Source organism: Paenibacillus tianmuensis (genome assembly GCF_900100345.1).
Classification (GTDB): domain Bacteria; phylum Bacillota; class Bacilli; order Paenibacillales; family NBRC-103111; genus Paenibacillus_G; species Paenibacillus_G tianmuensis.
In genome coordinates this window covers 96,271-105,846 of sequence record NZ_FMTT01000017.1, presented here as the reverse complement: position 1 = coordinate 105,846, position 9,576 = coordinate 96,271, and the positions used below count along the sequence as shown (strand labels likewise).

The 9,576-nt window shown below is 39.3% G+C and carries 11 protein-coding genes; 2 read left to right on the top strand and 9 right to left on the bottom strand.

What is annotated here, in order from left to right; genetic code table 11:
- Positions 1 to 204 (bottom strand): hypothetical protein (locus BLO51_RS29790; protein WP_217266740.1); only part of this gene is annotated, 204 nt, incomplete at its 3' end.
- 327 nt (positions 205 to 531) lie between these two features.
- Here BLO51_RS29790 and BLO51_RS28595 point away from each other — a divergent pair.
- Both BLO51_RS28595 and BLO51_RS13440 read left to right on the top strand, forming a co-directional pair.
- Positions 532 to 747: a hypothetical protein gene (locus tag BLO51_RS28595; protein WP_143006887.1), complete on the top strand. Its 216-nt coding sequence runs from the start codon at positions 532 to 534 to the stop codon at positions 745 to 747.
- Between the two features lie 118 nt (positions 748 to 865).
- Positions 866 to 2,107: an ISL3 family transposase gene (locus tag BLO51_RS13440; protein WP_090672423.1), complete on the top strand. Its 1,242-nt coding sequence runs from the start codon at positions 866 to 868 to the stop codon at positions 2,105 to 2,107.
- 266 nt (positions 2,108 to 2,373) lie between these two features.
- On the opposite strand, the gene BLO51_RS28590 is transcribed toward BLO51_RS13440, so the two are convergent.
- Genes BLO51_RS28590 through BLO51_RS13405 form a run of 8 tightly spaced genes read right to left on the bottom strand, consistent with a single transcriptional unit; the run spans position 2,374 to position 9,563 of the window.
- Positions 2,374 to 3,066 carry an LbetaH domain-containing protein gene (locus BLO51_RS28590; RefSeq protein ID WP_217266739.1) on the bottom strand — a complete coding sequence of 231 codons (693 nt, stop codon included), beginning with the start codon at positions 3,064 to 3,066 and terminating at the stop codon, positions 2,374 to 2,376.
- Positions 3,047 to 3,868, bottom strand: a complete 822-nt coding sequence (locus tag BLO51_RS13435; RefSeq protein ID WP_167670197.1) for an NAD-dependent epimerase/dehydratase family protein — start codon at positions 3,866 to 3,868, stop codon at positions 3,047 to 3,049. The genes BLO51_RS28590 and BLO51_RS13435 overlap by 20 nt, the downstream gene beginning before the upstream one ends.
- Positions 3,865 to 4,353 (bottom strand): acyltransferase, encoded by a 489-nt coding sequence (locus BLO51_RS13430; RefSeq protein WP_090672418.1) that lies wholly within the window; start codon positions 4,351 to 4,353, stop codon positions 3,865 to 3,867. Before BLO51_RS13430 ends, BLO51_RS13435 begins: the two co-directional genes overlap by 4 nt.
- A gap of 1 nt (position 4,354) precedes the next feature.
- Positions 4,355 to 4,885, bottom strand: coding sequence for a dTDP-4-dehydrorhamnose 3,5-epimerase (rfbC, locus tag BLO51_RS13425; RefSeq protein ID WP_090672414.1), 531 nt, complete (start codon positions 4,883 to 4,885; stop codon positions 4,355 to 4,357).
- The gene (locus BLO51_RS13420) at positions 4,882 to 6,123 is read right to left on the bottom strand and encodes a class I SAM-dependent methyltransferase (RefSeq protein ID WP_090672411.1); all 1,242 of its coding nucleotides are present in this window, start codon (positions 6,121 to 6,123) and stop codon (positions 4,882 to 4,884) included. Before BLO51_RS13420 ends, rfbC begins: the two co-directional genes overlap by 4 nt.
- The gene (gene rfbG, locus BLO51_RS13415; RefSeq protein WP_090672408.1) at positions 6,120 to 7,178 is read right to left on the bottom strand and encodes a CDP-glucose 4,6-dehydratase; all 1,059 of its coding nucleotides are present in this window, start codon (positions 7,176 to 7,178) and stop codon (positions 6,120 to 6,122) included. The genes BLO51_RS13420 and rfbG overlap by 4 nt, the downstream gene beginning before the upstream one ends.
- A gap of 4 nt (positions 7,179 to 7,182) precedes the next feature.
- Complete coding sequence (rfbF, locus tag BLO51_RS13410; RefSeq protein WP_090672405.1) at positions 7,183 to 7,953, bottom strand: glucose-1-phosphate cytidylyltransferase; 771 nt, start codon at positions 7,951 to 7,953, stop codon at positions 7,183 to 7,185.
- Positions 7,954 to 7,955: 2 nt separating this feature from the next.
- On the bottom strand, positions 7,956 to 9,563 hold the full coding sequence (locus tag BLO51_RS13405; protein ID WP_090672402.1) for a glycosyltransferase: 1,608 nt from the start codon (positions 9,561 to 9,563) through the stop codon (positions 7,956 to 7,958).
- Positions 9,564 to 9,576 lie beyond the last annotated feature (13 nt).

The window sequence follows — 9,576 nt, the reverse complement described above, 5'->3', positions numbered from 1 at the left end:
AACTTTCTCGAAACTTTTTGAGCTTTGCTTTTTTGGCTTCTGCCATGATTTTGTTGAAGTAGTTCCACTATGATGAGTTTTCAGACACGCCCTAATCATTTCCCGTGGATATGTATCTGACAATGGTGTTAATTGGAAAAATACGATAGCTGGTAGTAAATCTAATAATAATTCCCCCACAGGAGTCTTCAATGGTATTGTCAAAGCTTCAGCATACGGGAATGGTATATTCGTTTCGGTCGGTCAATTTAATCTATGGCCCGTTTCTCTCGTCTCAAATGATGGAGAGAAATGGTCTGGCGGATCTTCAGGCTTTAGTAGCGATGGTTCCGTTACGGATGTAACTTATGGAAATGGAAAGTTTGTTTCCGTGGGGCAAGCGGACACTTATAAGGTATTACGGCACTCTCTACAAATGGTAAGGACTGGGCAGTATCTCATCATTATACCCCCGTTCCCTTTGGCTGATCTTTAAAAAGCGTAACTTTTGGAAACAATATGTATATTACAGTGGGGACTAATGGACTTGTCATGAAATTGCTTGATGGCTCATCCTGGACCACAACGCAAAGTTCAGGAACTACCTTAAATAAAGTTGTATTTGATTCCGATAACGGAAGATTCATCACTGTTGGAAATGGCGGGTATATTGCAACTTCTACAGACGGAACGGTTTGGAAGGCATTGCCTCATCTTAACATCACGCAAGACCTCTACGGAGTTTCGGCCAAAAAACTTAATGATTAATCTGGCTCAAAACCGAAATCAGTTCTTGACGAATTAAGCTGAGGCTAAAAAAATGGAAAAACATCTGCTAATCCTGTATTGTTGTAAGTCCGACCAAACAACAAAAAGGAATAAACAGATGCAAACCCAGTATATCAATGAAATGCTCAACTTGCCAGAGCTAAAGATAAACCAAATTCTATCCATCAATGCTGATGAACTTCACATAGAAGCTGTACCACTGGACAACAAACAATGCTGCCCCTGCTGTGGATCGGATCAAGCTGTCATTCGCAAGGGAAGCAATGACATGCGGATCGTCCGGCATCTGTCCGTGTTTGAGAAGAAAACCTATTTGCATGTACCGTCCACTCGCCTGTTATGTACGCGCTGCAAAGCTGGGTTTGTATGGATGTACGAATTTGTCGGACCGAAGCAGCGCTACAGCAGACTTTTCCGGTCCCATACCGCTGAACAAGCATTCGGTTCTACAGCAGCGCATAGCGCCCGCATGCAGCAAGCGCCAGTCAGCACCGTGCAACGCATTCATAACGAGGCGGTTCCGGTTGAGTACGAGCGGGTCTGTGAGCAAGTGTGGGAAGAAGCCAAAGAAACGACTGATCTGGTTTTAGGTGCCGATGACTTTGCAATCAAGAAGGGTCATGCGTATAACACCGGTATTCACAACCTCAAAGGCGAGACGATGCTGGACCTGCTGCCGGGTCGAAAGCTGGAAGAACTGCGGTCGTATGCCCAAGATCACCCCGATTTCCTTTTGCTTAACCCGAAAGCCGTGGTCTTGGATTTGGCCCGAGCTTACCATACTTGGATCAGCGAGTGTTTTCCGAATGCGATTCGCATTGCGGACCGTTTTCACGTTCACGGTTATGTGATTGAAAGTGTACAGGAAGTTCGTAAAACGGTCCAAAACACCCTGTCATCAAGGGCTAAGGCGTATCTGAAAGCCAATCATCGCTTGTTGAACCCGCCAGCAGAGTCGCTAGGCGAAGAAAGTAAAAAACGGTTGGAAACGCTGCAGAACTACTCTCCTCTGCTTCGAAGCGTGTGGGAGTGGAAAGAAGCATTCACGACCTGGTATGACTGCTCGCCGGACTTGGCCATTGCCAGATTGGGATTTGAACGTTGGTGTGAGCAAGGTGATCGAATCGACCACGCCGCGGTTCGAAGCGCCCTCAAGACGATGCGCAATTGGAAAGAGGAGATCGTGAACTACCATCATTGCCGCTGGACAAACGCAACGGTAGAAGGTCGACACAATCGTATAAAAGCTTTTCAGCGCCGCCATTACTTCATACGAAGTCGCAGTCGCTATAAAGCTGGCATTCTCATCGATTGTAACCGCCATCGGATGTTGGGCTAGCAGTCAAGCACTGATTTTGAGGTTGAGCCGATTAATCTTCTGGCATATTAATTAGAACAGATCCCCTTCCACTTAGAACTAGTGGAAAATTAACACATTATTCTAAGGGGGCTTTTTTAAAGCCGCAAAGGAGAGTTATACTTCTCTAGCTACTTACATGTTATTCTATCTACAATCTTAGGTGCAAAGCTGTTCTTCATAAAGCATGCTTTTTCTTTAAACCCATGACCTAAATGGTTTTTGAAAAACTAATCTTACCATCATTTTTATATTTTTACGTTAAACAATTTTTGGGCCCAGCAATTATCTTTTTGCTTGTAGCGTATTGATCCATCTTCGTTGCGAAAAACTACTGTATCTGACCGTACATCCTGCTGATAAACCGAAGCCCCTATACCTACAGATACCCGATCTCCAATGGTACAGCGTCCAACTATGGAGGAATAAGGGAGCAAGGAAACTCCTTTTCCTAATACAGGATATACACCGTTATGAGCTCCCACCGTGGTTCCCTGTGCTACCACTAAAAAGTCTGAATAATTAGCTTTCCCTAATACCGTGCCAACTGTATGGAGAAGTAAAAATATGTCAGGAAGCTTTGTGTCATACATACAACTAAAACCATGAAGAGTTTTGTTAAGATAAAATAATTTGTTTGCTAGTATTTGATTTTCTGTTTCGACCCACACCGTATTAGACAAGAACCAAAGAAAGACTGCATATTGGTCAGAATGCAGATGGTTTAATGAAGGTCCTTGCGATTTGTAATAAGAACTTAATGTAACATGAGAAAAACAAAATTCTGTACGGTGAATGGCTTTTTCGAAAATTTTAGCATAGTCATCAAATCGCACGTTTTCCCCATCGGGAAAAAAATGGTTAAACTGACTGGAAACATACGCTCGAAATGCTTGAAGAGGTAAAGAAAGATCCACATGTTCACTTCTTTTCTTTAACATAATATTCAACTAAGCACTGCGCCATACTTAGGCAATTTGTGGGGACATAATTGAACTCGGATTGAATCCTTTCGATGGATATAGGAGGAAACTTTTGGACCTTAGCATCTGGAATAACGGTCACCCTACATCCAGTGTATTTTTTTAAATGCTCCACCCATTTTTCATGGGAAATATTTCTACCGCTCGCAACATTGTAAATACGTTGCACACCCATTTTTGAGATTTGAAGCAATAAACTTGTCACATCGTTAACACTTATATAATCTTTTTCTGATTCAAGTGAAGAACGTAAAACGATCTCCCTATGATTTATTGCATCTTTTATAATAGAATATAAAAAATTGTTTGACTCGAAATCAGCACCACAAACATTAGATATTCTTGCAACTTTAACATTTGGCCTTTCAACTGTTAAACAAAGTGACTCCCCCGCTAGTTTAGACAAGTTAAATAAATCTTCAGGATGCAGGGGATTTACTCTAAGCAGATCTTCCTCACGAACAATTTTATCTTGCGGTTGATTCGAATAAACTCTTGTTGATGATAAATAGAGAAAAGTATTAAAATCAGCATGTTCTAGTAACAAACGCAAGTCGCCGACATGTGCCTTTACTGTGTCAAAGGGACGTTTACGAAAGTCTGAGGTAACACCTGCACAGTAAAAGACGTTACCAAGAGACGACGTTAATAATTGAGGATCATCTCGCAAGGGGGCATAAATTTCATATCCCTTACTTTCAAGAAGTTTAACTAGATGTCGTCCGATAAATCCTTGTGCACCGATAACAGTTGCTTTCACTTGCGAACACCCACTTTTTGGCAAGGACTTCCTACATAAACAGAGTAAGGTTCCAATTCTCCTTTTACAAGTGAGTTTGCCCCTACTACACATCCTTTTCGGACAGTAGCACCATCTAATAATACGCAGTTGGCCCCAATCCAAACATCATCTTCGATGATAATCCCCCCCCTACTCGGCATGAACCTTTGTTCCTTAATAATTTTATCTTTAGAACGATATTCGTGATTAACAGGGGCAAATGTACAATTTGCAGCAATGAGGACATCCTGACCAATTGTCAGACCGTTTCCTGAATACAGCACACAACACGAATTGATATAAGTGTTTTTCCCAATATAAATGTCACCTGTACCGCCTACACATTTAATTTTGACAAATGAATCTATCATTACGCCTTCTTCAACAACTATACGAGTTCCTCGAACAGAGGGTTCTATATCGGCCATTCTGGAAATATTCGCTTTCTCAGAAATAATCAGCATGTTAAGCCTCCATAACAGACAGATTACGATCCCAGTCGCTAATTATAGGATCCTGTATCGGCCATGTGATTCCAATCGATGGGTCGTCCCATCTAATGCCCCGAGAACATTCTGAATAATAGAATTCACTCATCTGATAAAATAGTTCGGTATCATCTGTTAGAGTCTGAAATCCGTGCCCAAATCCTTCGGGTATATACACCATGTTCCTTTTATTTGCTGAAAGCTCAATCCCCACCCATTGCTTATATGTTGAAGACGTTGGCCGTAGATCTACTATCACGTCAAAAACAGAACCTCGCGTGCATCGAACTAATTTCACTTCTTCGTAAGGTTTGGTTTGAAAATGAATCCCACGCAATGTTCCTCGGTGAGCATTATAGGAAATATTACATTGAACCAACCTATTTTGAAGCCCTCTAGCTTCAAACTCTCTAGTGCACCAAGAGCGAGCAAAAAAGCCACGTTCATCGACAATTGCCTCTATTTCAACAAAAAAAGCTCCGGATAGATTTAAAGGGATGAACTTCATAGTTTAAGCACCTTAGGGTTGGGAATAAAAACTGCGAATTCCCCCCCCCATTCATGTACATATGACATCTGCTCCATTACCTCTTCTTTAATGTTCCATGGCATTATAACAATTATATCCGGTTTCGTTTCCCGAATACGTTCCGGTTCGTAAATCGAAATGAGAGATCCCGGAAGCAACAAACCTTGCTTATACGGGTTTATGTCTACGACGTAATCAATAAAATCACTGCGAATACCACAATAGTTTAAAAGGGTATTTCCTTTAGCTGGCGCTCCATACCCAACGATACGTTTACCTTCGTTTTTTAATTGGATTAAAAACGCCAAGATGTTCCGCTTTGTTTTCTCCACTTGTTGGAAAAACAAACGATAGGTTTCTATATCTTGCAAACCTTTTGCTTTTTCTAGTTTTATTATCTCGTCGACGGTAGTTGTTGTAGACCGAGAAAAATCCTGTTTATGTCTGGCATATATACGAAGAGATCCGCCATGGCTAAGTAGTTTTTCAACATGAAATACTGTCAATCCATGATACGAGAATATTTTCTGAACAGTCGATAATGAAAAATATGAAAAATGTTCATGATAAATTGTATCAAATTGATTTTCTTGTATTAAAGCCAAAAGATGAGGGAATTCTATTGTAATTAATCCCCCATCTTTTAAGAGCCGTTTCAACCCTTTAACAAAATCGTTTATATCTGGGACATGTGCCAGCACATTATTTCCGATTATAAGATCAGCTTGTTCGCCGCGTGCTACAAAAAGCTCTGCTAACTTTTCGCCGAAAAAATCAGAAACAACTGGTATTCCTTTTTTTCTGGCTTCTTCTGCTACATTACCTGCTGGTTCAATACCGATAACAGGTACATTTCGTTCCTTAAAATATTGAAGGAGGTAACCATCGTTACATGCAATTTCAACAACTTTTGATGATGAATTAATACTATATCGTTCTATCATATTATCAACATATTCTTTTGCATGCTGAAGCCAACTCTCAGAAAAAGAACTAAAATAAGCGTACTCTTCCCCAAATATATCCTGGGGTGATTCAAATTCTTCCAATTGAACAAGAAAACATTGTTCACATACGTAAACATGCAGGGGATAAAATCTATTTCCTCCATTTATTTTCCCAAGCTCAGTAAAAGCGTTTGATAAGGGCGATAAACCTAGATCAACAAATGAAACATTCAGTTGAGCTTGACAAAAGCGGCATTTTCGTCTGTTCACATTACTAACTCCTTACGCTCATAAGCCTCAATTTGCGATTGAACCAATTCCCTCATATCATTACCCTCTGCTTCGTGTTTATAAGCATTAACTGTCCATTCTATCGTTTCTTCTAACGAAAGTCTGGAATGCCAGCCTAGACGAACTTTTGCTTTGGAACAGTCCAGTTTCAATAATTTCGCTTCATAAGGCTGATAACTATTATCGTAAACCCAAGATAATCCTTGACCCCACAATTCTATTATAGCTCTTGTCACTTCACCGACGTTCCTAACATGCTCATCACTGGGCCCAAAGTTCCAAGCCTCAGCAAATAATTCACCTTTATCCCATAACATTTCTGCGAGATTCAAATAACCTCTCAGTGGCTCTAAAACATGCTGCCATGGACGGATTGCTAATGGATTACGAATAAGCGGTGAACGCCTCTCTTTACAAGAACGAATGATATCCGGTACTAGTCTATCTTCCGACCAATCGCCACCTCCAATAACATTACCGGCACGTGCACTAGCCAAATGGATACCTTTTTCTTTGTAAAAAGAACGGCGATACGAGTCTGTTATTATTTCAGCGCAGCCCTTACTACTACTATACGGATCATAACCTCCAAGCGGATCGATTTCTCGATATCCCCACGGCCATTCTCGATTTTCATAACATTTATCACTTGTAACGTTAACAACGACTTTGACCGATTCAGAATATCTCAGGGCATTTAGAACATGAACCGTGCCCATTATATTTACATCAAATGTGTGAATTGGGTCATTATATGATTTACGCACAAGCGGTTGAGCAGCAAGGTGAAAAACAATTTGGGGATTAAATTTGCGAACGATCTCTGTAAAGGCATTCTCATCTCGAATATCTCCCTCTATAGATATCATTCCATCAGCAACCCGAGCTTTTGTAAATAAATTCGGTGTCGTTGGCGATTTTAATGCATATCCTATAACGTTAGCACCAAGTCGTTGTAGCCATAAAGAAAGCCAACTCCCTTTAAATCCTGTATGTCCCGTTATTAGGACATGCTTGTTACTCCAAAATCCCATAATATTATTCCCACACTTTCCAAGGCGCTTCTCCAGATTCCCAAAGTTCCTCTAATTTTGTTCTGTCCCGAAGAGTGTCCATAGGATGCCAGAAACCCGCATGCTTGTAACCAAAAAGCTGATTTTCTTTCGATAGATTTTCAAGTGGTTCTAATTCCCACAAGGTGGAGTCGTTTTTAATATAATCGAATACACTTGGTTCTAATACAAAAAAACCTCCATTAATCCATGAATTATCGCCACTTGGTTTCTCAACAAAGCTGGAAATGGATGATCCTGAGAACTCCAACGCTCCAAAACGGCCCGGCGGTTTCACAGCCATTAAGGTAGCTTTTTTTCCATGATTTTTATGAAAAGCTACTAAATTGTTAATATTTATATCACTTACACCATCGCCATACGTAAAACAAAACGTTTCATCGCCCACGTATTTTTGGACCCTCTTAAGTCGTCCTCCTGTCATTGTATTTGCCCCTGTGTCAACCAAAGTCACTCGCCAAGGTTCGCTGTAATTATTGTGTACTTCAACTTGATTATTTAATAAATTAAATGTAACATCGGATTGATGCAAGAAATAATTGGCAAAAAACTCCTTAATCATATAGCCCTTATAGCCAAGACAAACAATAAAGTCATTGATACCATAAGAGGAATAAATCTTCATTATATGCCATAATATTGGATTTTCTCCGATATACACCATAGGTTTTGGTTTTAAAATAGTTTCCTCACTAAGTCTTGTTCCAAGGCCCCCTGCTAAGATGACTGCTTTCATGATTAGCTGCCCCTTTGTATAGTAATGAGATATTTATACACATATTTACTCTCTTGACCTAGAATTATTGATGTAATATGAAAACCGTTTTCGGAAAATAGTCTCCCAATATTCTCTTTACTTATCTCTATAAGCTCTTCAGTTACTGGCACAACAAACCCTGCTATTCCTTCATAGTTCAACATTTCTAATACTGAACTTATAAATGAAGGATTGTTGACCAAGTTACTATAATTATTTTCACAAACAATATAATCATATCGAACATGGCCCAAATTACCAGCAATTTCGTTAAGAGAACCAACTATCACATGATGGGACACTGTCGTTAAATCAAAGAAATATTTTTCATCTATACAATAATTGGTTATAGAGACGTCAAATATTCCATGGTTTCTTAGTTTATTTTTTAATTGTAGCGGGTCTGCCCCGCACCTGGTATTTATACCTAGTATTGATTGCCTGACTTTCTTTGTAGAGACCTTTATATTTTCTATAAATTCGGCATTAAAACTGGCCTCGGTCCATACATCCAAACCGTATTTGTCCATAAATATTTTTCTACTTATCGCAAAGGAATTGTTTTTAACTTGATCTTCTCTAGTCGTAATGGAACCAAAGTGGTAAGTAAACGTATCCTTACAAAAAATTAATTTGTATCCTGCACGTCGTATACGGAATGCTATGTCGTCATCAGCAAATTCACCAAAATAAAATTGCGGATCATACCCGCCAATTTCTCTAAAAATGCTTGAACGAATTAATAAAACACAAGGTAAAAGACGGACCCTCTCCTCCCATTTAAGAGGATTGGTATGGTTGTATTCGTCGGCAAAATTAAGCATTTCTTCAATAGTAGTGTAATTTCCAACAATCTGCTGATAATTACTTATATTGCTGGCCCCTGGAGAAACAAAACCAATTTTTTCGTCAGACTCTATACACTTTAATAGATTATCCATCCAACGTGGTGTAAAAATAAAATCATTGCAAACACATGCAATGTACTTCCCTTTGGCAACTTTCATGCCTTCATTAAATCCATTCACAGGACCAACATTTTGGTCAAGATGTATTGGTCTGGCATTAGGCAAGGAATCAAAATATTCTTTCGTGCCATCACTTGAACCGTTGTTCACAAGAATAAACTCAAAATTAATATGAGATGTATATTTATAAATACTTTCTACACACATTCTTGTGTAGTTTATATTATTATAAGCCAGCAAAACTATACTAACTAACGGATGATGTCGTTCATCCGACTTCAAAGACTTTATTGTCTCCTCGATTATTTTTTTCAGCTCCTCGCTATTTGTTAGTTGATAGGCTTGTCTATAACTAGCAATGGCGTTCTCTAGTTCTCCCCTCATTTGTTTAATGTAAGCTAAATTATAATGTACATCCGGGTAATTTTGATCAATCAATAAAGCTTCATTTAAAAAACCTTCAGCTTCTCCTAATTCGCTTTTCATAACAGAAATGATTGCTTTCATGGTGAGAATTTCCGCATCAATTTCCCAGTTTCCCTCATATTCCAATATTAGAGAATACGCTTCCTCAAGTTTGAATGATTCAATTAAGTTTTTAATTTGCTTTTTTATATTCATGATGATAGTCCCC

Coding starts and splice junctions, on each gene's coding strand:
- rfbF (WP_090672405.1), bottom strand. CDS start 7,953: ATGAAAGCAGTCATCTTAGCAGGGGGCCTTGGAACAAGACTTAGTGAG.
- rfbC (WP_090672414.1), bottom strand. CDS start 4,885: ATGAAGTTCATCCCTTTAAATCTATCCGGAGCTTTTTTTGTTGAAATA.
- BLO51_RS28595 (WP_143006887.1), top strand. CDS start 532: ATGAAATTGCTTGATGGCTCATCCTGGACCACAACGCAAAGTTCAGGA.
- BLO51_RS13430 (WP_090672418.1), bottom strand. CDS start 4,353: ATGCTGATTATTTCTGAGAAAGCGAATATTTCCAGAATGGCCGATATA.
- rfbG (WP_090672408.1), bottom strand. CDS start 7,178: ATGGGATTTTGGAGTAACAAGCATGTCCTAATAACGGGACATACAGGA.
- BLO51_RS13405 (WP_090672402.1), bottom strand. CDS start 9,563: ATGAATATAAAAAAGCAAATTAAAAACTTAATTGAATCATTCAAACTT.
- BLO51_RS13440 (WP_090672423.1), top strand. CDS start 866: ATGCAAACCCAGTATATCAATGAAATGCTCAACTTGCCAGAGCTAAAG.
- BLO51_RS28590 (WP_217266739.1), bottom strand. CDS start 3,066: ATGTTAAAGAAAAGAAGTGAACATGTGGATCTTTCTTTACCTCTTCAA.